The 22002-nt window shown below is 57.1% G+C and carries 19 protein-coding genes; 10 read left to right on the forward strand and 9 right to left on the reverse strand.

Annotated elements, in window-relative coordinates:
• Nucleotides 1-76: 76 nt before the first annotated feature.
• The 8 genes from mdcA to mdcH all read left to right on the forward strand — a co-directional run bounded on the left by mdcA (nucleotide 77) and on the right by mdcH (nucleotide 7139).
• Nucleotides 77-1732 carry a malonate decarboxylase subunit alpha gene (gene mdcA / locus H7K52_RS16860; RefSeq protein ID WP_003853034.1) on the forward strand — a complete coding sequence of 552 codons (1656 nt, stop codon included), beginning with the start codon at nucleotides 77-79 and terminating at the stop codon, nucleotides 1730-1732.
• Entirely contained in the window at nucleotides 1732-2592 is an 861-nt protein-coding gene (locus H7K52_RS16865) for a triphosphoribosyl-dephospho-CoA synthase (RefSeq protein ID WP_039660832.1), read from the forward strand. Before mdcA ends, H7K52_RS16865 begins: the two co-directional genes overlap by 1 nt.
• Before the next feature lie 8 nt (nucleotides 2593-2600).
• The gene (gene mdcC / locus H7K52_RS16870; RefSeq protein ID WP_008926277.1) at nucleotides 2601-2900 is read left to right on the forward strand and encodes a malonate decarboxylase acyl carrier protein; all 300 of its coding nucleotides are present in this window, start codon (nucleotides 2601-2603) and stop codon (nucleotides 2898-2900) included.
• Nucleotides 2893-3726: a biotin-independent malonate decarboxylase subunit beta gene (locus H7K52_RS16875; RefSeq protein ID WP_078805134.1), complete on the forward strand. Its 834-nt coding sequence runs from the start codon at nucleotides 2893-2895 to the stop codon at nucleotides 3724-3726. The genes mdcC and H7K52_RS16875 overlap by 8 nt, the downstream gene beginning before the upstream one ends.
• A complete protein-coding gene (mdcE, locus tag H7K52_RS16880; RefSeq protein WP_003853040.1) occupies nucleotides 3726-4526 on the forward strand; it encodes a biotin-independent malonate decarboxylase subunit gamma in 801 nt (266 codons plus the stop codon). Before H7K52_RS16875 ends, mdcE begins: the two co-directional genes overlap by 1 nt.
• Before the next feature lie 135 nt (nucleotides 4527-4661).
• A complete protein-coding gene (locus tag H7K52_RS16885; protein WP_182630246.1) occupies nucleotides 4662-5621 on the forward strand; it encodes an AEC family transporter in 960 nt (319 codons plus the stop codon).
• A gap of 1 nt (nucleotide 5622) precedes the next feature.
• Complete coding sequence (locus H7K52_RS16890; protein WP_008926280.1) at nucleotides 5623-6240, forward strand: malonate decarboxylase holo-ACP synthase; 618 nt, start codon at nucleotides 5623-5625, stop codon at nucleotides 6238-6240.
• Nucleotides 6237-7139: a malonate decarboxylase subunit epsilon gene (gene mdcH / locus H7K52_RS16895; protein WP_008926281.1), complete on the forward strand. Its 903-nt coding sequence runs from the start codon at nucleotides 6237-6239 to the stop codon at nucleotides 7137-7139. The genes H7K52_RS16890 and mdcH overlap by 4 nt, the downstream gene beginning before the upstream one ends.
• Here mdcH and H7K52_RS16900 read toward each other — a convergent pair.
• The 7 genes from H7K52_RS16900 to asd form a co-directional block, all read right to left on the reverse strand.
• Nucleotides 7120-8055, reverse strand: coding sequence for a LysR family transcriptional regulator (locus H7K52_RS16900; protein WP_008926282.1), 936 nt, complete (start codon nucleotides 8053-8055; stop codon nucleotides 7120-7122). The genes mdcH and H7K52_RS16900 overlap by 20 nt on opposite strands.
• Nucleotides 8056-8270: 215 nt before the next feature.
• Entirely contained in the window at nucleotides 8271-10718 is a 2448-nt protein-coding gene (gene glgP / locus H7K52_RS16905; RefSeq protein ID WP_008926283.1) for a glycogen phosphorylase, read from the reverse strand.
• Between the two features lie 19 nt (nucleotides 10719-10737).
• A complete protein-coding gene (glgA, locus tag H7K52_RS16910; RefSeq protein WP_003853048.1) occupies nucleotides 10738-12171 on the reverse strand; it encodes a glycogen synthase GlgA in 1434 nt (477 codons plus the stop codon).
• Between the two features lie 63 nt (nucleotides 12172-12234).
• Nucleotides 12235-13527: a glucose-1-phosphate adenylyltransferase gene (gene glgC / locus H7K52_RS16915; protein ID WP_003853050.1), complete on the reverse strand. Its 1293-nt coding sequence runs from the start codon at nucleotides 13525-13527 to the stop codon at nucleotides 12235-12237.
• A gap of 10 nt (nucleotides 13528-13537) precedes the next feature.
• Complete coding sequence (gene glgX / locus H7K52_RS16920) at nucleotides 13538-15520, reverse strand: glycogen debranching protein GlgX (RefSeq protein ID WP_003853051.1); 1983 nt, start codon at nucleotides 15518-15520, stop codon at nucleotides 13538-13540.
• The gene (glgB, locus tag H7K52_RS16925) at nucleotides 15517-17700 is read right to left on the reverse strand and encodes a 1,4-alpha-glucan branching enzyme (protein WP_003853052.1); all 2184 of its coding nucleotides are present in this window, start codon (nucleotides 17698-17700) and stop codon (nucleotides 15517-15519) included. The genes glgX and glgB overlap by 4 nt, the downstream gene beginning before the upstream one ends.
• A 359-nt stretch (nucleotides 17701-18059) precedes the next feature.
• On the reverse strand, nucleotides 18060-19169 hold the full coding sequence (gene asd, locus H7K52_RS16930; protein WP_003853053.1) for an aspartate-semialdehyde dehydrogenase: 1110 nt from the start codon (nucleotides 19167-19169) through the stop codon (nucleotides 18060-18062).
• Between the two features lie 217 nt (nucleotides 19170-19386).
• Here asd and H7K52_RS16935 point away from each other — a divergent pair, with 217 nt between their 5' ends.
• A complete protein-coding gene (locus tag H7K52_RS16935) occupies nucleotides 19387-19980 on the forward strand; it encodes a YhgN family NAAT transporter (RefSeq protein ID WP_003853054.1) in 594 nt (197 codons plus the stop codon).
• 278 nt (nucleotides 19981-20258) lie between these two features.
• Here the strand turns inward: H7K52_RS16935 and H7K52_RS18980 are convergent, their stop codons facing one another.
• On the reverse strand, nucleotides 20259-20468 hold the full coding sequence (locus H7K52_RS18980; protein ID WP_238329316.1) for a hypothetical protein: 210 nt from the start codon (nucleotides 20466-20468) through the stop codon (nucleotides 20259-20261).
• On the opposite strand from H7K52_RS18980, the gene H7K52_RS16940 reads away from it, so the two are divergent.
• Nucleotides 20421-20636: a DUF805 domain-containing protein gene (locus tag H7K52_RS16940; protein ID WP_259400768.1), complete on the forward strand. Its 216-nt coding sequence runs from the start codon at nucleotides 20421-20423 to the stop codon at nucleotides 20634-20636. The two genes, H7K52_RS18980 and H7K52_RS16940, sit on opposite strands and share 48 nt — an antisense overlap.
• Nucleotides 20637-20660: 24 nt before the next feature.
• Here the strand turns inward: H7K52_RS16940 and gntU are convergent, their stop codons facing one another.
• Complete coding sequence (gene gntU / locus H7K52_RS16945; protein ID WP_008926287.1) at nucleotides 20661-22001, reverse strand: gluconate transporter; 1341 nt, start codon at nucleotides 21999-22001, stop codon at nucleotides 20661-20663.
• Nucleotide 22002: the final 1 nt, after the last annotated feature.

The raw sequence follows: 22002 nt of genomic DNA on the forward strand, positions 1-22002 counted from the left end.
TTGAACACCGTTTTAAGAAAGCTCAGACTTCCCTCAGCATAAACGTCAACAGAGCGATTCAAATCCGGAGGTTGAAATGAACACAGGCCAAACGCCTGCCCGGGAGTGGAACACACGCCGCAGTGAAAAAGCGCGTCGTCTGGCCTCCTTTCCCCTTGATGGCAAAGTTATTCCTGCTGAAAGAGCCGTTGAAGCATTTGAACAGTTAATCGCACCAGGCGACCGCGTGGTACTGGAAGGCAACAACCAGAAGCAGGCTGACTTTTTATCCCGCACCCTGGCGGCGGTGAATCCGGCGAAAATTCACGACCTGCATATGATTATGCCCAGCGTCGGCCGCAGCGAACATCTCGATATTTTTGAAAAAGGCATTGCCCGTAAACTCGACTTCTCCTTCTCCGGTCCCCAGAGCCTGCGCATGTCTCAGCTGTTGCAGGATGGTCAGCTGGAAATCGGCGCGATTCACACCTATATCGAACTCTATTCCCGTCTCTACGTTGACCTCAGTCCGAATGTGGCGCTGATTGCCGGCTATAAAGCCGACCGCAAAGGCAACCTTTATACCGGCCCGAGTACCGAAGATACCCCGGCGCTGGTGGAAGCCGCCGCATTTCGTGACGGTATCGTGATAGCCCAGGTCAACGAACTGGTCGATGACGAAACCGACCTGCCACGCGTCGATATTCCTGGCTCCTGGATTGACTACATCGTGGTGGCAGATAAACCGTTCTTTATCGAACCGCTGTTTACCCGCGATCCGCGCCTGATTAAGCAGGAGCATATCCTGATGGCGATGATGGCGATTAAAGGCATCTACGCCGAGCATCAGGTGCAGTCGCTTAACCACGGTATCGGTTTTAACACCGCCGCGATCGAACTGCTGCTGCCCACCTACGGCGAACAGCTCGGTCTGAAAGGCAAAATCTGTAAGCACTGGGCGCTGAACCCGCATCCGACGCTGATCCCGGCCATCGAGAGCGGCTGGGTGGAGAGCGTGCACTGTTTCGGCGGCGAGCTGGGGATGGAAGAGTATATCCGCGCCCGTCCCGACATCTTCTTTACCGGCAGCGACGGTTCAATGCGCTCTAACCGTGCGTTCTGTCAGCTGGCAGGTCAGTACGCGGTCGATATGTTTATCGGTGCCACCCTACAGGTTGATGGCCTGGCCAACTCCTCTACCGTCACCCGTGGTCGTCTTTCCGGCTTCGGTGGCGCGCCAAACATGGGTCACGATCCCCATGGCCGCCGCCACGCAACACCCGCCTGGCTGAATATGATCACCGAGCCAGACCCGATGCAGCGCGGTAAAAAACTGGTGGTGCAGATGGTCGAGACCTTTCAGGCCGGTGCAAAACCAACCTTCGTTGAAACCCTCGATGCGGTTGAGGTGGCGAAATCCTCCGGTATGCCGCTGGCGCCGGTGATGATCTATGGCGATGACGTGACGCACGTGCTGACCGAGGAAGGTATCGCCTATCTCTATCGGGCAGAAAGCCTTGAGGAACGTCGCGCCATGGTCGCCGCAGTCGCCGGAATTACCGATATCGGTCTGGGTGTGGATGCAGCACGCGTCGCTGCACTGCGTAAAAGCGGCAAAGTGGTTTACCCGGAGGATATGGGTATCCGTCGCTCCGATGCCACCCGTTCACTGCTTGCCGCTGGCAGCGTCGCTGACCTGGTTGAATGGTCAGATGGCCTGTACAACCCGCCTGCTAAATTCCGGAGCTGGTAATGAAACTCCTGTCACAGACTCATGCCGAGGCGCAGGCCAGTCATCTGGCGACGATTGCGCGCGATTGCCTGATTGATGAAGCACGCCTGAGCCCCAAGCCGGGTCTGGTGGACAGTCGGGGAAACGGCGCACATCGGGATCTGACGCTGGCGCTGATGGAGCGTTCTGCCCACAGCCTGATGCCCACCTTTCTGGCGCTGGCCCGTCACAGCTGGCTTCGTCCCGCCGACATCGCCCTGCGCGAAACAGTCGGTCGGCTCGGCCGCGATGGCGAACAGCAGATGATGGCAGCAACCGGCGGCGTGAACACCCATCGGGGCGCGATCTGGGCGCTGGGATTGCTGGTCAGTGCCGCTGCCATGCAGGGTGGCACAGCCACGGCTGACACGCTGGCCCGCACCGCTGCCGCGCTGGCGAGCCTGCCCGACAGCCACGCCCCCAGAGTGTTCAGCAAAGGGTTAAAAGCGACGCACCGCTATCAGGTACCCGGCGCACGCGAAGAGGCGCAACAGGCATTTCCTCACGTGATGAAGCTGGCGCTGCCGCAGTTGCTGATCAGCCGTGCGGTGGGTGCCAGTGAGAGCGAAGCCCGGCTGGATGCGCTGATGGCAATCATGACTTCACTCAGCGATACCTGCGTGCTGTCACGTGCAGGCATGACCGGACTCGACGCCATGCAACAGGGCGCACGCGCCGTGCTGCTGGCAGGCGGCTGCCGTACAGCGGCGGGTCAGAGGGCGCTTCAGCAGCTTGACCGCCGGATGCTGGCGCTCAACGCCTCGCCGGGCGGAGCCGCCGATTTGCTGGCCGCAACGCTGTTTATCGATCGGGTCTGTTCGCCTGAACATTCTTATTTTTAGAGGCCATTATGGAACACATCACATTATCTCTACCTGCTAACCGCCTGCTCAGTGGCAGAGCGCTGGCCGGGGTCGTTGGTTCCGGTGATATGGAAGTGCTGTACACCGCAACTGAAGGCCAGACACTGAACGTCAATATCACCACCTCACTGGATAACAGCGACGCCCGCTGGAAAGCGCTGTTTGACCGCCTGAACTTAATCAACGGTCTGCCCGCCGGAGAGATGATTATCCACGATTTCGGTGCGACACCCGGCGTGGCGCGTATTCGTATTGAACAGGTTTTTGAGGAGGTGAGTCATGCGTAACGATGCCAGTTTTATTGAATTACGTGCCCGCGAACGTGCGCATGCGCTGCTGGATGCGGGCAGCTACCGCGAACTGCTGGATCCTTTTGAGGGCATCATGTCGCCCTGGCTGGCTCCGCAGGGCGTGGTGCCCCAGTCCGATGATGGCATGGTCGTGGCACGCGGCACGCTGAACGGTCAGTCTGCGGTGGTGATCGCCATCGAAGGCACCTTCCAGGGCGGCAGCATGGGCGAAGTCTCCGGGGCGAAAATGGCGGCGGCGCTGGAGCTGGCGGCAGAAGACAATCGCAATGGCATCCCGACACAGGCGGTGCTCTGCCTTGAGACCGGTGGCGTGAGGTTACAGGAAGCGAACCTGGGGCTGGCAGCGATTGCCGATATTCATGCGGCGATTGTCGACCTGCGCCGCTACACCCCGGTGATCGGCATCGTCAGCGGCACCGTTGGCTGCTTCGGTGGGATGTCTATCGCCGCCGCGCTCTGCAGCTACCTGATTGTGACCCGTGAAGCCCGTCTGGGCCTGAACGGCCCACAGGTGATTGAGCAGGAAGCGGGAATTGAAGAGTACGACTCTCGCGATCGTCCGTTTATCTGGAGCATGACCGGCGGCGAAATCCGCTACGCCAGTGGCCTGGTCGATGCGCTGGTGAATGACGGTATCAATGCCGTGAAAACCGCGATGCATGATTTTATTGCCAGGGGCGTTCCGGCGCAGAACCGCAGTGATAAGTATGACGACTTCCTGTCACGTCTGACGCAGTTCGATACCCGCCAGCAGGCGGACACCGCGCAGATTAAACAGCTTTTCGCCCGGGAGGAGAAATAATGACGCAGACAAGCAGCCGTGGTGCAACCTGGCTGGAAAAACTTGCACCTGATGCACAGCGCCTGAGCGGTCTGTGCGCCTCTGTTCAGGTGGCTGACGGCCAGCTTAATGGCGAAGATGTCCGCTTTATCGCCGTCGTGCCCGATGCCCAAAACCACTATCCGCGCGCCGCGCAGGGCGAAGTGGGTCTGCTGGAAGGCTGGACGCTGGCGAAAGTGGTGAATGAAACGCGGGAAGCTGACAAAAACAGCGCTGTGAAACGTCCGATTGTGGCGGTGATCGACGTCCCCAGTCAGGCCTACGGTCGCCGCGAAGAGGCGTTTGGCATTCACCAGGCGCTGGCAGGTGCAGCAGGCGCCTATGCGAATGCGCGCCTTGACGGTCATCCGGTGATTGGTCTGATTGTGGGTAAAGCAATGTCCGGTGCGTTCCTGGCACACGGATATCAGGCCAACCGCCTGATTGCGCTCAACGATCAGGGCGTGCTGGTCCATGCCATGGGCAAAGCGTCAGCGGCGCGCATCACACTGCGTTCGGTAGAGGCGCTGGAGAAACTGGCCGCCACCATTCCCCCAATGGCATATGACGTGAATAACTTCGCCACGCTGGGTCTGCTCTCTGATCTGCTGAACGTTGCTAATCCTGATGCGCCGTCTGACGCTGATGTGGCGATGGTCGAAATTGCATTACAGAAGGCGATCAGTGACGCGCGTCAGGATCCTACCCTGAAAAACCGCCTTGGCGCCTCTAATCGTCAAAGCTCCTCCCTGGTTCGCGAACGTATGCGCGCGACCTGGTAATGACATAAAAAAAACCAACCTGCCGAAACCGGTCTGACGGGGCGCATCGCGACGTGCGCCCCGGAGCAGTGGCCGTGTTCAGAATTATAAACATCGCTGTTTTTAAAGAATTTTTCTCTTAATTACAGGTGATTTATGATTTACATAATTGTTCATGCCCTTGCTCCAATTTTTATCACTATGCTGTTAGGTTTCTGGGCCGGTAAGGCCGGAATGGTCAATAACAGAGATGTCTCCCTGCTCAATATTTTCGTGATGGATTTTGCGCTGCCCGCTGCGCTGTTCAGTGCCACCGTACAGACACCCTGGTCGGGTATCGTGGCGCAGTCGCCGTTGATTGTGGTCTTAACCGGGGCGATGTGGATAACCTATGTGGCACTCTATTTCCTGGCGACCCGCCTGTTTAAAAAGTCGCCTCAGGATGCTGCGGTATTAACGCTGACTGTCGCCCTGCCCAATTACGCCGCGCTGGGGCTGCCGATTCTGGGCAGCGTACTGGGAGAAGGTTCAGCAACTTCACTTTCTGTTGCGGTTTCAATTGCCTGCGGCTCGGTGCTGATGACACCCTTCTGCCTGCTGATTCTGGAACGGGAAAAAGCGCGCATTGCCGGTGAGAATGTGGGTTCGACAGTGACCATGCTGCCGGTGCTGATGTGGCGCTCGCTCAAAAAGCCGATCGTTCTTGGCCCGCTGCTGGGTGTGGTGTTGTCGGCGCTGGGCTTCAGAATGCCGGAGCTGGTCATCTCAGCGATTAAGCCGCTGGGGCTGGCAGCCACCGCCGCCGCGCTGTTCCTGACCGGCGTGATCCTCTCCGCACGTCAGCTGAAACTCAACGCCATCGTCGGCGTCGGGACGGTTGCCAAACTGCTGATTCAGCCCTTTATCGCCTGGGGTCTGGTGCTGGCGCTGGGACTTCACGGGTCAGTGGCAATCACCGCTATTCTGATGATAGCGCTGTCAGCCGGTTTCTTTGGCGTGGTGTTCGGCAACCGCTTTGGCGTGCAGTCACCCGATGCTGAGGCCGTGCTGCTGCTAAGCTCAATTCTGTGTATTTTATCTTTACCGTTGTTCATTACGCTGACATCAGGAATGTAATATGCGTGCGCCGCGTCCCCACGATTTGCTCTGGCTGCGACACAGCAGTGCTTTAGCCACGATTCAGGAGAGCTGGGTCAGCCCGTTCTGGCATCCCGACATGCCGGTGGTGGTGCGGCGCGATCGCCATGAATCCGGTTTGATCCCGATTGGCGTGCGCGGTGAGCGACGTGAGCGACGCGCCGCTGGCTGGATCACGTCAGACACTATTATCCGCGTGGTGACGCCAGAATGGCTGGCTGAACGCACACGGCTGCTGGATTCGCCCTTTACGGCTTATGCGCCTGTCAGCGCGGCGATTTCGCTCAGCGAGACCGCCTGGCCGTGGCGCTGGGGCATTACCGGCAGCACCGGTTATGCGCTGGCAACGCAATGCCCTGTGTTGCACGCCGCCAGCGATCTGGATGTCATCATCCGCGCCCCGCAGCCACTGCCACGCGATGCGCTGCAACGCTGGCAGACAGCAACCGACGCGCTGAGCTGCCGGGTGGATACGCAGGTGGAAACGCCGTCTGGCGCCTTTGCCCTGAACGAGTGGCTACGCGAGGAGCGCGTGCTGTTAAAAACCGACACCGGACCGATACTGACCGCTTCACCCTGGAGCAGGGAGAATCCATGAAAATACTCTTTACCTTCCCCGGCCAGGGCACCCAGCGTGCCGGGATGCTGCAACATCTGCCTGAGGGGGATGCGCTGAAAAGCCGCGTGCGTGCGGTGCTGGGCGACGAAGCTGACCGGCTCGACAGTGCCGATGCACTGCGCCACACCCGAGCCGTGCAGCTCTGTCTGCTGATTTCAGGTGTTGCCTGGGCGCGCGAACTGATCCGCCGTGGGGTGAAACCCGATATCGTCAGCGGTTTATCGATTGGCGCGTTTCCTGCGGCGGTGATTTCCGGCGCGCTGGATTTCAGCGACGCCCTGCGGCTGGTTGCGCTGCGCGGCGATCTGATGGAGCAGGCGTATCCGCAGGGATATGGCCTGACCGCGATCACTGGCTTAACGCTGAGCCAGCTGGAGAAACTGCTGCCCGGCAGTAACACCTACATCGCGAACCTCAATGCGGAAACGCAGATTGTGATTGCTGGCCGCGACGAGGATATGGCAGTGGTCGCGCAGAGGGCGCTGGATGCGGGAGCCAGTAAAGCGATTAAGCTCGCGGTGAGCGTGCCATCGCACTGCGCGCTGCTGGATAAACCCGCCGCCGAACTGGCTCGCGCCTTTGCGTCCGTCACCCTCTCCCGCCCCGATTGTGCCTACCTCAGCGGCTCAACCGCGCGGGTGATTTGGGAGCCGGAGAAAATTGCCGACGATCTTGCCTTTAATATGGCGCGCACAGTGCAGTGGAATGATGCGATGGTTGCAGCGAATCAGCGTGACGCCCGACTGGCCATTGAGATGCCGCCTGGCAGTGTGCTGACCGGTCTGACGCGTCAGGCGAACTGGCAGGGCGAAGCGATTTGTCTGGAACGTAACAGCGTGGAGGTGGCACTGCATCTCGTTAAACGGTTACATCAGTAAGGCTGCGGGCGTACATTCGCCCTTCTGCCGCCAGGGCCAGCAGGTCATTGTCACGTTCGCGGTGATGTGAGTAGACAATCGAGATCTGCTGACGCATCTGGTAAGGCTCAGCCAGCCTCAGCAGCTGGATGTTATTTTCATACACCTTCTTCATCCGTCCCGGAATCAGCGCCAGACCCACGCCCGCCTGCACCAGGCTTATCATCGAGAAGATGTCATTTACCTGGGTAACCATGCGCGGTTCAAATCCGGCAATCTGAAATGCCTCCTGTGAACCGGCATAAGTGGCGAATCCCTCTGCCAGTGAGACAAAATCACGGTCAGCATAATCACGCAGATCCACCGGTCCGGTTGCGCTCTGCGATTCTCCAGCCGGCATGGCCAGAAAGATGCTGTCTGTGAACAGCGGAATCACTTCAAATTGCGCATCACTGAGTTCGCCCTCATCGGTGGCGATCAGAATCGCATCCAGCGCGTCATCTTCCAGCATATTGAGCAGCATCTGATTCGACCCCATAGTCAGGTCAAGCTCCAGGGCTGGACGACGCAGCTTCATGCCCATGATCAGGCGGGGAATGGTTTCAAGCGTCAGCGAGTAGAGTGTGCCAAGCCGCAGGCGACCCCCGCCGATACCCGCCACTTTGCGCGCCTCTTCAATGCCTTTGCCCATCAGTGTGGTCACGTCGCGACAATAGTCCAGCAGCGTCCAGGCAGCCGGCAGCGGCACCAGGTTGCGGCCTTTATGAATAAACAGCGGGCAGTCGATGCCCTCTTCCAGCGTGTGCAGGGCGCGATGCACGCTGACGCTGCTCAGCTCCAGCGCTTCCGCCGTGCGGGCGATATTGCCTTTGCTCATAAACATCATGAAGACGCTGAGCTTACGGAAGGTAATTTCCTGGTTAATGTTGTCACTCATTGGCTGCGGTTGCCTGTAGGGTCGTTTTGCATGTCCGCATAGTAACGATTCTTCACCAGGGTGTAATGATCACGCTCGCACAACGGGCATTTACAGGCCTGGAGTCGATAAGCGGCTGAATTTTTTAGAGGTGTGTGGCGTGGGAAAAAAGCAGAAAGAGGAAGAGTGCGGTCGATCCCTCGGCCGCAGAGAAAACAAAATTTACTGCAGGAGCCTTACAACCTTACCGGCGAGATATTCCAGATCTCGTCAGCGTACTCCTGAATAGTACGGTCCGACGAGAAGTAGCCCATTCCGGCGATGTTTTTCGCCGCGCGGCGCTGCCACTCATCCGGCTTACGGTAGAGCGCATCCACCTTATCCTGGGTATCTACGTAGCTGCGATAATCCGCCAGTAACTGATAGTGATCGCCGAAGTTAACCAGTGAATCGAACAGATTGCGGTAGCGGCCCGGATCCTGCGGACTAAACAGACCTGAAGCAATCTGGGTCAGCACCTGGTGCAGTTCCTCATCGCCTTCGTAATAGTCACGCGGGTTATAGCCGTTCTTACGCAGCGCTTCGACCTGTGGCGTGGTATTCCCGAAGATAAAGATGTTCTCTTCACCAACGTGATCCAGCATCTCAACGTTAGCCCCATCCAGCGTACCGATAGTCAGCGCGCCATTCAGCGCAAACTTCATGTTACTGGTGCCGGAGGCTTCAGTGCCTGCGGTGGAGATCTGTTCAGAAAGATCGGCCGCCGGAATGATGATCTGCGCCAGACTCACGCTGTAGTTCGGGATGAAAACGACCTTCAGCTTGTTCTTCACCTGCGGATCATTGTTGATCACATTCGCGACATCGTTGATCAGGTGAATAATGTGCTTGGCAACGTAATACGCTGATGCCGCTTTACCGGCAAAGATATTCACGCGCGGCACCCAGTTCGCCTGCGGATCGGCCTTGATTCGGTTGTAGCGGGTGATCACATGCAGCACATTGAGTAACTGGCGTTTGTACTCGTGAATACGCTTGATCTGCACATCGAATAGCGCGTTCGGGTCGAGCACCACGTCCAGATTCTTCGCGACCCAGTCAGCCAGGCGGCGCTTATTCTGATGCTTGGCGACCGCCACTTTTTCAATAAACGCCGGATAGTCGATCTGCGCTTTCAGTTCGCTCAGCTGACTGAGATCGGTGCGCCAGTTACGACCAATCTCCTCATCCAGCACCTCTGACAGCGCCGGGTTGGCCAGCGCCAGCCAGCGACGTGGCGTCACACCGTTGGTTTTGTTACAGAAACGCCCTGGGAAGAGGCGCGAGAAATCGGCAAACAGAGACTGCACCATCAGATTGGAGTGCAGCTCAGACACGCCGTTCACTTTGTGACTGACCACAACCGCCAGCCAGCCCATGCGAATCCGGCGGCCGTCGTTCTCATCAATGATCGAAATGCGCGACAGCAGATCCAAATCATCCGGGTAGTGATCCTGAATGGTCTTGAGGAAGAAGTCGTTAATCTCGAAAATAATGCTGAGGTGACGCGGCAGGATCTTACCGATCATATCAACCGGCCAGGTCTCCAGCGCTTCGGTCATCAGCGTATGGTTGGTATAGGAGAAGACCTGACAGCAGACATCAAAGGCGCTGTCCCAGCTGAACTTATGGTCGTCAATCAGCAGGCGCATCAGTTCAGGGATCGCCAATACCGGATGGGTATCGTTGAGGTGAATGGCGATTTTGTCCGCCAGGTTGTCCCAGGTCTGATGCATCCGCCAGTGACGATTCAGGATGTCCTGCACCGTCGCGGAGACCAGGAAATATTCCTGACGCAGACGCAGTTCACGGCCGGAATAGGTAGAGTCATCCGGATAGAGCACGCGCGACACGTTCTCAGAGTGGTTTTTATCTTCCACTGCCGCGAAATAATCACCCTGGTTAAACTTACCGAGGTTGATTTCGTTGCTGGCCTGCGCACCCCACAGTCGTAAGGTGTTGGTGGCGTCGGTGTCGAAGCCCGGGATGATCTGGTCATAAGCCATCGCCAGAATCTCTTCGGTCTCCAGCCAGCGCACTTTCGTGCCTTCATGCTGCACGCGACCGCCGAAACGCACTTTGTAACGGGTATTGAAACGCTGGAATTCCCACGGATTACCATACTCAAGCCAGTAATCCGGAGACTCTTTCTGCTCACCTTCCACGATGTTCTGTTTGAACATGCCGTAGTCATAGCGGATGCCGTAGCCACGGCCCGGCATGCCCAGCGTCGCCAGCGAATCGAGGAAACAGGCCGCCAGGCGACCGAGACCGCCGTTGCCCAGTCCCGGATCGTTCTCCTCTTCCATCAGCTCGGCCAGATCCAGCCCCATCTCATCCAGCGCCTGGTTGAGATCGTCATAAATCCCCATCGCCAGCAGCGCATTCCCCAGCGTGCGGCCCATCAGGAACTCCATCGACAGGTAATAAACCTGGCGGACATCCTGAGAGAGCTGGGCACGGCTGGAACGCAGCCAGCGCTCAACCATCCGATCACGCACCGCCAGCAGCGAGGCGTTGAGCCACTCGTGCTTGTTGGCGATAGAGGGATCTTTGCCAATGGTAAACATCAGTTTGTAGGCAATCGAATGCTTTAAGGCATCAACCGTCAACGTTGGTGAGGCGTAAGTGAAAGGTGCGTTCATATCCAGTTTTCCCAATCCGTTACATCAAACGTTGGTAGAGATCACGGTAGGCTGTTGCTGCCACCTGCCAGCTAAAGTCCATTGCCATCGCCTGGCGCTGAACATAGCGCCATAACGAAGGACGGGACCACAATACGAACGCACGTCGGATGGCCCGTAACAGCGACCAGGCATTGGCATCTTCGAAACTGAATCCACTGGCGATACCGTCGGCCAGATTCTCTAACGAGCTGTCATTAACGGTATCGGCCAGTCCACCCGTACGTCGCACTAACGGCAACGTACCATACTTCAGGCCATAAAGTTGTGTCAGACCGCAGGGCTCAAAGCGACTCGGCACCACAATGACGTCCGCCCCACCCACAATGCGGTGTGAAAATGCTTCGTGATAGCCAATCTGCACGCCTACACTTCCGGGATGTTCCGCCGCCGCCGCCAGGAATCCCTGTTGCAGTTCGGCATCGCCCTGACCCAGCAGCACCAGCTGTCCGCCCTGCGCCAGCAAGCCAGGCAGCGCCTCTAAAACCAGGTCCAGACCTTTCTGTTTAGTCAGGCGGCTGATCACGCAGAACACCGGCGCTTTATCATCCACTTTCAGGCCCATCGCAACCTGCAGCTGACGTTTATTTTCTGCTTTTGCTTCCAGCGTGTCGCGGTTATAGCGTGCGCTCAGCAGCAGGTCGTGCGCCGGATCCCAGATAGAGGGATCAACGCCATTAAGAATCCCGCTAAGACGACCTTCCCGCATCCGCTGCGCCAGCAGGGTTTCCATGCCGTAAGCATATTCAGCAGAGGTAATTTCATGGGCGTAAGTCGGACTGACCGCCGTGATATGGTCGGCGTAAAAGAGTCCCGCTTTCAGGAAAGAGATCTGACCGAAGAACTCCAGCCCATGCATGTTAAAGAATGACCATGGCAGGCCAATCTCATCCATATGATGCGCCATGAACAGGCCCTGATACGCCAGGTTGTGCACCGTGAACACCGACTTAGCCGGACGTCCTCGTGCTTCCAGATAGGCGCAGGTCAGGCCTGCATGCCAGTCGTGCGCGTGCACGATATCGGGACGCCACATGGAATCCATGCCACACGCCAGTTCGCAGCCAACCCAGCCCAGCAGCGCAAAGCGCAGATAGTTGTCGACATACGCAAACTGCGACTCATCATGATAAGGACTACCAGGACGATCGTAGAGGCCGGGCGCATCAATTAAGTAGATGCCCACACCGTTAAATTCACCAAATAACAGACGTATATGACCAGCAAATGTCTCTCGCTCCGTCACTACCTGGAGATCAGGTATGCCTTTGCGCAATGCGGGAAAAGCAGGCAACAGCACCCGCGTATCCGTACCGCCCGCAATTTGCGCCTGAGGTAATGCCCCGACTACATCAGCCAGTCCGCCCGTTTTCAGCAGCGGGAAAAGTTCTGAACAGACATGTAAAACCTGCATCCTCGACCTCATTAAGTTATCCGGCACGCTCCGCGTGCCGATTGCGTAAGTTCCGCTTATCGCTTACAGCCCCGCTTTGGCCAGTCTGGCCAGCATGGCGCGGGTTACCAGTACGATCCCTTCATCCGAACGATGAAACCGGCGACTGTCTTCATCGGGGTTTTCGCCAATCACCATGCCTTCCGGCAGTTCGCAGGCGCGATCAATCACGCAGCGACGCAGACGACACGATCGGCCAACGACCACATCAGGCAGCAGTACAGTTGAATCGATATTGCAAAACGAGTTAACGCGTACCCGTGGGAACAGCACCGAGTTGACCACCACCGAACCGGAGATGATGCAGCCGCCTGAAACCAATGAATTCATGGTCATCCCGTGACTGCCGGAACGATCCTGAACAAATTTGGCTGGCGGCAGCGGCTCCATATGGGTACGAATCGGCCAGGTGACGTCATACATATCGAGTTCCGGCATCACCGATGCCAGGTCGAGATTGGCGCGCCAGTAGGCTTCCAGCGTCCCGACATCACGCCAGTAAGGTGGCGCGTTGTCGTCGTTCTGAACGCAGGAGAGCGCGAAAGAGTGTGCATAGCCTTCGCCACTTGCCACAATTTTCGGCAGAATATCTTTGCCAAAGTCATGGTTAGAGCCTGGCGTCTGCAGATCTTCCTCCAGCAACGCATAGAGATAGTCCGCGTTAAAAACGTAGATCCCCATGCTGGCCAGCGCCTGCGTGTCATCACCTGGCATGGTAGGCGGCTTCGCAGGTTTTTCCACGAAGTCGATCACCATGTTCTCTTCGTTCACCGCCATCACACCAAACGCCGTGGCTTCATGTACCGGCACGGGCAAACAGGCAATGGTACATTTCGCCTCGTTGACCACGTGATCCAGCAGCATGCGTGAATAATCCATCTTATAAATGTGGTCCCCGGCAAGGATCACGATGTACTGCGCCTGATAGCGGCGAATCACATCAAGGTTTTGCGTCACGGCATCGGCCGTACCGCGATACCACTGTTCGGTCGAAAAGCGCTGCTGCGCTGGCAGCAAATCGACAAACTCATTCATCTCTTCATTGAAGATGGACCAGCCACGCTGGATATGCTGAGTCAGGGTATGGGACTGATACTGCGTAATTACGCCAATCCGTCGGATACCGGAGTTAACGCAGTTGGAGAGGGCAAAGTCGATAATGCGGAACTTGCCGCCGAAATGCACCGCAGGTTTGGCACGCTTAGCCGTTAAATCGACCAGTCGCGTGCCGCGTCCGCCGGCGAGGATCAGAGCAACCGTCTGTGTAGGGAGCTGGCGGGCCAGCATCAGGTGATCTGTTCTATCTAACTTAACCATGTCTGACTCCTTATGATTGCTTTTGGAACACGCACACACCGTGTGCGGGACCATGCCAGACAGTTAACAGGATGGGGTTGTCGTCCCCGGCGAAAGGAGGAAGGGCACGCCATTCTCCGTCTGGTAACACGATGTCATTCACCGTATCCGTGGCGTTTATTGTTATTAACCAGCGGCCGGACAGCAGGATCTGCAATCTGTGCATTCCCTGTGCCCATTCATCGTGTTGCAGTGGCTGGCCACCGGCATTGAGCCACTGCACATTGCCGTCACCGTCCTGCCACCAGCGATCTGCGGTCAGCGCCGGAATGCGCTGGCGCAGAGCAATCAGTGCTGCGGTGAATCCGACTAATCCTTTCTCATCCGCCTGCCAGTCAAGCCAGCTCAGCGCGTTGTCCTGACAGTAAGCGTTGTTATTACCGCGCTGGGTGTGGCCACGCTCGTCACCTGCCAGCAGCATCGGCGTGCCCTGTGACAGCAGCAGCGTCGTCAGCAGTGCCCGTACGCTGCGGCGACGGCGTTCAATGACGTCAAAGCTGACGTTCAGCCCCTCTTTGCCGTGGTTGTGACTGTAGTTATCACCATGGCCATCGCGGTTATCTTCCCCGTTCGCCTCATTGTGTTTACGTTCAAAGCTCACCACATCCCACAGCGTAAAGCCGTCGTGGGCGGTGATGAGATTAACCGTGGCGTGTGGCGGCCGGTCGTCGTGCTGGTAGAGATCGCTGGAGGCGGCAAAGCGGCGAACGAACTCGCCATTGCTTAAGCCACCATGGAGCCAGTATTGACGCGCGGTGTCGCGAAACTTATCGTTCCATTCGGCAAACGGTGGCGGAAAGCGGCCAACCTGATAGCCGTCAGGGCCGATATCCCAGGGTTCCGCAATCAGCTTGACCTGAGAGAGCAGCGGACAGGCGCGTATCGCGTCAAAAAAGGGCGCATCACGCTGGTAATCGGGCGTGCGGCCCAGCACCGGCGCAAGGTCAAAGCGGAAGCCGTCGACGTGGCAGACCCGCACCCAGTAGCGCAGCGCCTCCAGGGCCCACGTCATCACCTGCGGATGGTGGATATTCAGTGTGTTGCCGCAGCCGGTCCAGTTCTGATACTCACCCTGCTCATCCAGCCAGTAGTAGCTGGCGTTATCGATGCCGCGCATTGAAATCGTCGGGCCAATCACATCCAGTTCGGCTGTGTGGTTAAACACCACATCCAGCACCACTTCGATACCCGCAGCATGCAGGTTTTTAACCGCCTGCTGGAACTCCTGAAGCGGCGTTACGCCCGGCTGACCGGAGGCGTACCGGGGATCCACCGCCCAAAGTGCAAAGGGGTTGTAGCCCCAGTAGTTACTCAGGCCAAGCTGCAGCAGTCGCGGTTCACTGGCGAAATGGGCAACCGGCAGCAGCTCAAGAGTGGTAATCCCCAGATCGCGCAGGTAATTCACCATAACAGGATGACCCAGCGCCGCGTAAGTCCCGCGTAACGTTTCCGGAATTTCCGGATGCTGCTGCGTCAGGCCGCGCACGTGGGCTTCATAAATCACTGTGTTACCCCACGGGATACGTGGTGCGACATCGCCCTGCCAGTCAAAATCCTCCGCGACGACCCGGGACTTCGGCGCAATCGCCGCGTTGTCATGCGGATCGGGCTGCGCTTCACCGCCATGAAACAGCGGATCATCAGGCACATCGCCTTCCACGGCGCGGGCGCAGGGGTCAACCAGCAACTTCGCCGGATTAAAACGGTGTCCCTGCTGCGGCGCCCAGGGGCCATGCACCCGGTAGCCATAGCGCTGTCCCGGTTTTAACGCCGGAACATAACCGTGCCAGATATCCCCACTGCGGCCAGGCAGGTCAAGACGCTGTTCCGCGCCCTGTTCATCAAACAGGCAGAGCTCTACGCGCTCTGCATGCTGTGAGAACAGGGTGAAGTTAACGCCTTTGCCATCGTAACTGGCACCCAGCGGTTCGGGATCGCCGGCAGTGATGGTCATTCAGCCTCCCGCACCAGCCATACTGTTGCCAGCGGTGGCAGATTGAGACTCAGCGACTGCGGTCGTCCGTGGCTCTCCTGCTCATCGGTATGTACCCGCTGATTTCGCACGTCACTGCCGTGATAATCATGCTGGTCGGTATTCAGCACCTCGCGCCAGTAGCCCGGCTGGTTGACGCCAAAGCGATAACCCGGGCGCGGCACCGGCGTAAAGTTACTGACCACGATCACTTCGTTGCCTTCACGATCGCGGCGCACAAAGGCGAAGACGGAATGCTCTGCGTCGTCTACCACTAACCACTCAAAGCCTGCCGGATCGAAGTCGAGCTGATGCAGCGGCGTGTAGTATTGATAGGTATGGTTGAGATCACGCACCAGACGCTGAACGCCGTTGTGCCAGTTATCCTCCCCTTCCAGCAAATGCCAGTCGAGACTGACGTCATGGTTCCACTCACGGCCCTGGGCAAATTCATTGCCCATAAACAGCAATTTTTTGCCCGGGAAGGCCCACATCCAGCCGTAGTAGGCACGCAGGTTGGCGAACTTCTGCCAGGCATCGCCCGGCATACGATCCAGAATCGAGCGTTTACCGTGCACCACTTCATCATGCGATAGCGGCAGCACAAAGTTTTCAGTGTAGTTGTACATCATGCCGAAGCTCATCAAATTGTGATGATGCTTGCGGTAAATGGGATCGACTTTCATGTAGTCGAGGGTGTCGTGCATCCAGCCCAGATTCCATTTGAACCAGAAGCCCAGCCCGCCACCTTCAGTTGGACGCGTCACGCCAGGATAGTCTGTAGACTCTTCAGCCATTGTCACCGACCCGGATGCTACCGTGCCGAGCGTGCGGTTGGTGTAGCGCAGGAACTCAATCGCTTCCAGGTTCTCACGGCCACCGTACTGATTTGGCACCCACTCCCCTTCACTGCGGCTGTAGTCGCGGTAAATCATCGACGCGACCGCATCCACACGCAGGCCATCGATGCCAAAGCGCTCCGTCCAGTAGAGCGCATTACCCGACAGGTAGTTGCTCACTTCGCGGCGGCCAAAGTTGTAGATCAGGGTGTTCCAGTCCTGGTGGAAGCCTTCACGCGGATCGCTGTGCTCATAGAGCTCTGTTCCGTCGTACTTCGCCAGACCGAAATCATCGCTGGGGAAATGGCCTGGCACCCAGTCGAGCAGCACGTTGAGGCCCGCTTCATGGGCAGCGTCAATGAAGGCGCGAAACTCGTCACGCGTACCAAAACGGCGGGTCGGCGCATACATGCCCAGCGGCTGATAGCCCCAGCTGCCGTCAAACGGATGTTCGTTAACGGGCAGCAGTTCGATATGGGTAAAGCCCATCTCTTTAACGTAAGGCACCAGCTGTTCAGCCAGCTCTTTGTAGCTCAGCCAGAAGTTGTTGTCGGTGTGACGACGCCAGGAACCCAGGTGGACTTCATAGATTGAGATGGGCGCGTCGAAAGCGTTGGCGGCCTTGCGCTCCTCTTTCATCTCAACCGGCTCCGGCAGACCACAAATCATCGACGCCGTCTGCGGACGCATCTGTGCCTCAAAGGCGTACGGGTCCGCTTTGATGCGCAGCTCACCATTGGCATCGATAATTTCATATTTGTAGAGCTGGCCATTAACAGCACCTGGCACAAACAGCTCCCAGATACCTAACTCCTGACGCAGACGCATCGGATGACGGCGGCCATCCCAGAAGTTGAAATCGCCAACCACGGAAACGCGACGGGCATTGGGTGCCCAGACGCAGAAGCGGGTGCCGAAGACGCCATCAATCACGTCGCCGTGCGCGCCCAGCGTCTCATAAGGGCGCAGATGCGTCCCTTCCGCCAGCAGCCACAGATCCATCTCCTGCAGCAGAGGCCCGAAACGATAGGCATCATCGACAAGGTTTTGCTGACCATGCCAGTTGACCGCCAGTTGATAACGGAATGGATTTTTACGGCGTGGAATGACGCCACTGAAGAAGCCGCGTGCATCTTCACACACCAGCTGAGCCAGTTTACGCCCGGTGGAGGTTTCAATGACCCACACTTCAAGCGCTTCGGGGAGCAATGCCCTGACCTCAAGGCCTTGCTGAGTTCGGTGCATCCCTAGTAACGAAAAAGGGTCGGCATAATTACCCGCAAACAGGGCATTGATCGCATCGCGATCGGGAAGCTCTGACATGACTTTCTTCCTGTGATAATTGGCAGCCGAAATGAACGCAACATAGCCTGTCGCGCTTCACCTGCGCTGCTCTTCATTGAGCCATACGTACAACGACAAAGCAGTCAGGCCATTCCATGGGAAAAGTGTTTTTGTCGCGTACCACAACCATTTAATCCGGAAAGCACAAGGGTTACCTGTGGCACATCATGGTTAAATCATAGCTTGGTCACGGCAGTTGCCATGGACTTAAGCAAAATATTCTTTAACGGCTGGCAAAAAAGGGAAGCTGATCACTGAGTAAGCGAAACGGCAGGTTGTTTTGCATACGACAAAAACAAAAAAGGCCGGGTAAATCCGGCCTTTGGTGCTATTTCTGTTTAGCTGATTAACAACCGCAGCATGCGACGTAGCGGTTCGGCTGCGCCCCATAACAACTGGTCGCCCACCGTGAAGGCCGAGAGATATTCCGGCCCCATATTGAGTTTCCGTAACCGGCCAACGGGTGTGGTGAGCGTGCCGGTGACAGCGGCAGGCGTCAGTTCACGCATCGTCAGCTCACGGTCATTTGGCACCACCTTGACCCACTCATTGTGAGAGGCCAGCAGCTGTTCGATTTCCGCCAGCGGCAGATCGCGTTTCAGTTTCAGCGTAAAGGCCTGGCTGTGACAGCGCAGCGCACCGACACGTACGCACAAGCCATCAACCGGGATGACTTTAGAGGTGGCAAGGATTTTGTTGGTCTCTGCCTGGCCTTTCCACTCTTCGCGGCTCTGGCCGTTGTCCAGCTGCTTATCAATCCACGGAATCAGGCTGCCCGCCAGCGGTACGCCGAAGTTGTCGGTCGGTAACGTGCCGGAACGGGTGAAGTCGGTCACGCTACGCTCAATGTCGAGAATGGCGGAAGCCGGGTTCTGCAATGCAGGCGCAACGTGATCGTGCAGCATGCCCATCTGGGTCAGCAATTCGCGCATGTGGCGCGCACCGCCACCCGAGGCTGCCTGATAGGTGGCAACTGAGGCCCACTCAACCAGATCCTGAGCAAACAAACCGCCCAGTGACATCAGCATCAGGCTGACGGTACAGTTACCGCCAACAAAGGTTTTGATGCCACGGTCGATGCCGTCACGAATAACCGCGTGGTTAACCGGATCGAGGATGATGATGGCATCCTCTTTCATGCGCAGCGTGGAGGCCGCATCAATCCAGTATCCCTGCCAGCCGCTGGCGCGCAGCTTAGGATAGACGTCACTGGTGTAGTCGCCACCCTGGCAGGTAATAATGATATCCAGCGCGCGCAGCGCCTCAATATCAAACGCATCCTGCAGTGTGCCCTGCTGTTTGCCCGCGAACGCGGGTGCCGCCTGACCATGCTGCGACGTCGAGAAGAAGACCGGATTGATTGCATCAAAATCACGCTCTTCACTCATGCGGGACATCAGCACTGAGCCGACCATGCCGCGCCAACCAACAAAACCTACATTCTTCATGTCGTGTCCGTCTAAGGCAGTTACACCTGCTTTTCATTTCAGAGGAGAGAGCGGCGTGCTATTTTCACGCCGCTCTGCGTAATAATAAGATTTACCTGTGTCCCCTCACTCTACAAAATGCAGGCCGGGTAGCAAGTGAATTAATTCGATTACGCTAACTTTTTCAGCAGCGTAACTAATAACTCTGCTTTTTCGCGAACAACATGGCGTAAAACCGATGACTGAAATGATTTCGGCGACAATATTATTGTTGTTAATTATGGATCCGCTGGGCAATCTGCCGATTTTTATGTCGGTTTTAAAGCATCTGGAGCCGAAAAGGCGGCGGGTTGTGCTAATCCGTGAAATGCTGATTGCCCTGATCATCATGCTGCTGTTCCTGTTTACCGGCGAACGCATTCTGGCATTTTTAAATCTGCGCACCGAAACGGTATCGATTTCTGGCGGGATCATTCTGTTTCTGATCGCCATCAAAATGATTTTTCCGTCGGCGGAAAGCAGCAGTTCAGGCTTACCGGCGGGTGAAGAGCCATTCCTGGTACCACTGGCGATTCCGCTGGTCGCCGGGCCATCGCTGCTGGCAACGCTGATGCTGCTATCGCATCAGTATCCACATCAGATGTCGCATCTGGTCGGTGCGCTGTTGATCGCCTGGGGCGTGACGGTCGGCATTCTGCTGATGTCAGGACTGTTCCTGCGTCTGCTGGGTGATAAAGGCGTGAATGCGCTGGAGCGGCTGATGGGATTGATACTGATTATGCTGGCCACCCAGATGTTCCTGGATGGCATTCGGGCTTATCTGAAGTTGTAAGCGCACCTGTGTCCTTTTATCCTGGCAGGCGAGCAGGCTGCCGCCTTCATTCAGCCGGCTTATCACAACGTTACGGCATTGAAATGAATAATAATATTTATATAATGCCGCAAAAAGAGATATCCATGGCAGGCAGTATCGAAAATTAGATGCAGCGTCTGAAAACGCGGGGGAAATGTAATGAGGTTGGGCCTGACCGTACTATCCTTCCCGGGCCAGAAAGCGGCGCTGAATGACGCGCAGCTGATGCAGGTTGACGTTACTGATTTTGCCTGGGTTTACTTATCTGCCGCCGCCATCACGCTGGTTCTTTTTGCTCTGATAAGAAGAAAATGGGCATGAACAGTCTGCTGCAGATCATCAAAAGCTGTTTTTTGCGCACCTTTAATTATCAAGGGCGTGAAGGCAGGACGAGCTATTTTATTTTCCTGCTGTTCCAGCTGGCCTGGTTCTGCAGTTATCTGCAATGGTTTACCGGGCCATTGCATGAAATTGGCTTAATCGCGCTGCTGCTGTTTATTCTGCCTGTTTTTTCCTGCGGGGTGAGAAGAATAAATGACGCTGGCTATTCATCCGGCGTCATTGTCCTTTTGGTAGTGGCGCCTTATCTGCTGTTCCCTTTTTTACTCTTCCCGCGCTCGCGGGAAAAAAACTGACGGGCAGTTAGCCCGTCAGGTTGGTCAGGAAAGCAGTTCGAAAGCAATCATCCCGACCACCGCGCCAACGGTACCGAGAATGGTCTCCATCAGCGTCCAGGTCTTCAGCGTTTCCGCTTCGCTGGCCCCGGTGAAGCGGCCAAACAGCCAGAAGCCGGCATCGTTCACATGGCTGATAATGATTGAGCCACCGCCGATGCAGATCGACAGCGCTGCCAGCTGAGCACCGCTGTAGTGCAGCGGTTCAATCACCGGCATGATTAGCCCGACGGTGGTCAGACAGGCGACCGTCGCCGACCCCTGAATAACCCGCACCGCGCCCGACAGGATAAAGCAGGCCAGCGCAATCGGCAGTCCTGCGCCGGTCAGCGCATTGCCCAGCACCGGACCGACGCCAGAATCCACCAGTACCTGCTTAAACACACCGCCTGCACCAATTACCAGCAGGATAATCCCGGCCGGTTGCAGCGCGCTGCCACACACCTGCATCACCCGCTCTTTATCCATACCCTGACGGTAAGCCAGGCCATAAATCGCCACCAGCAGCGCCAGCAGGATCGCAGTGAAAGGATGGCCGATAAATTCCAGCCATTCATACAGCGTGGTGCCTTCGGTTGTGAAGCGTGCGCCGATGGTTTTCAGGCCAACCAGCACCAGCGGGAAGAGGATCAGTGAGAGGCTGAAACCAAATGACGGCAGCTTGCTCTCATCGACATCCGGCTGATGATCTTCCGGCGGCGCGCTGAACGTGACGTGGTTGCCGATAAAGTTGCCAAACAGTGGCCCGGCAATCAGCATGCCGGGAATCGCCGCACACAGACCCAGCAGGATCATCCAGCCAAAGTCCGCGTGCATCTGCGAGGCCAGCAGCATCGGGGCCGGTCCGGGCAGCAGGAAGGCCGCCGACGCCGCAACGCCCGCAAACAGCGGGATCACCAGTTTCACCAGATTGCCGCCGGTACGCCGCGCCACCGCAAACGCGATGCTGATCAGCAGCACCACGGCAACTTCAAAGAAGAGCGGCAGCGCGCAGATCAGACCGGCAATGCCCATCGCATAATGGGCACGACTCTGACCAAAGGTTTTCAGCATCCGGATAGCAATCTGATCGACGGCGCCGGTTTCATGCAGGATTTTGCCGAACATCGCGCCCAGCGCAACCACAATGGCAAGGAAACCGAGCGTGCCGCCCATCCCCTTTTGCATGGTTTCCGCGATTTTGTTGAGTGGCATGCCGGAGAAAAGTCCGGCACCAATGGAGACTAACATCAGCGCGACAAAAGCGTGCATGCGCGCCTTCATCACCAGAAAAAGCAGCAGCAGGACAGAGCCTGCTGCGGTCAAAACGAGTGTTGCGGTATTCATC

Origin of the sequence: Pantoea hericii, assembly GCF_014155795.1 — a bacterium.
In the GTDB taxonomy this organism is placed as follows: domain Bacteria; phylum Pseudomonadota; class Gammaproteobacteria; order Enterobacterales; family Enterobacteriaceae; genus Pantoea; species Pantoea eucalypti.

Coding starts and splice junctions, on each gene's coding strand:
- H7K52_RS16885 (WP_182630246.1), top strand. CDS start 4,662: ATGATTTACATAATTGTTCATGCCCTTGCTCCAATTTTTATCACTATG.
- mdcE (WP_003853040.1), top strand. CDS start 3,726: ATGACGCAGACAAGCAGCCGTGGTGCAACCTGGCTGGAAAAACTTGCA.
- glgX (WP_003853051.1), bottom strand. CDS start 15,520: ATGACCATCACTGCCGGCGATCCCGAACCGCTGGGTGCCAGTTACGAT.
- glgP (WP_008926283.1), bottom strand. CDS start 10,718: ATGAACGCACCTTTCACTTACGCCTCACCAACGTTGACGGTTGATGCC.
- H7K52_RS16890 (WP_008926280.1), top strand. CDS start 5,623: ATGCGTGCGCCGCGTCCCCACGATTTGCTCTGGCTGCGACACAGCAGT.
- gntU (WP_008926287.1), bottom strand. CDS start 22,001: ATGAATACCGCAACACTCGTTTTGACCGCAGCAGGCTCTGTCCTGCTG.
- glgB (WP_003853052.1), bottom strand. CDS start 17,700: ATGTCAGAGCTTCCCGATCGCGATGCGATCAATGCCCTGTTTGCGGGT.
- mdcC (WP_008926277.1), top strand. CDS start 2,601: ATGGAACACATCACATTATCTCTACCTGCTAACCGCCTGCTCAGTGGC.
- H7K52_RS16935 (WP_003853054.1), top strand. CDS start 19,387: ATGACTGAAATGATTTCGGCGACAATATTATTGTTGTTAATTATGGAT.
- mdcA (WP_003853034.1), top strand. CDS start 77: ATGAACACAGGCCAAACGCCTGCCCGGGAGTGGAACACACGCCGCAGT.
- glgA (WP_003853048.1), bottom strand. CDS start 12,171: ATGCAGGTTTTACATGTCTGTTCAGAACTTTTCCCGCTGCTGAAAACG.
- H7K52_RS18980 (WP_238329316.1), bottom strand. CDS start 20,468: ATGCAATGGCCCGGTAAACCATTGCAGATAACTGCAGAACCAGGCCAG.
- glgC (WP_003853050.1), bottom strand. CDS start 13,527: ATGGTTAAGTTAGATAGAACAGATCACCTGATGCTGGCCCGCCAGCTC.
- H7K52_RS16900 (WP_008926282.1), bottom strand. CDS start 8,055: ATGAGTGACAACATTAACCAGGAAATTACCTTCCGTAAGCTCAGCGTC.
- H7K52_RS16875 (WP_078805134.1), top strand. CDS start 2,893: ATGCGTAACGATGCCAGTTTTATTGAATTACGTGCCCGCGAACGTGCG.
- asd (WP_003853053.1), bottom strand. CDS start 19,169: ATGAAGAATGTAGGTTTTGTTGGTTGGCGCGGCATGGTCGGCTCAGTG.
- H7K52_RS16865 (WP_039660832.1), top strand. CDS start 1,732: ATGAAACTCCTGTCACAGACTCATGCCGAGGCGCAGGCCAGTCATCTG.
- mdcH (WP_008926281.1), top strand. CDS start 6,237: ATGAAAATACTCTTTACCTTCCCCGGCCAGGGCACCCAGCGTGCCGGG.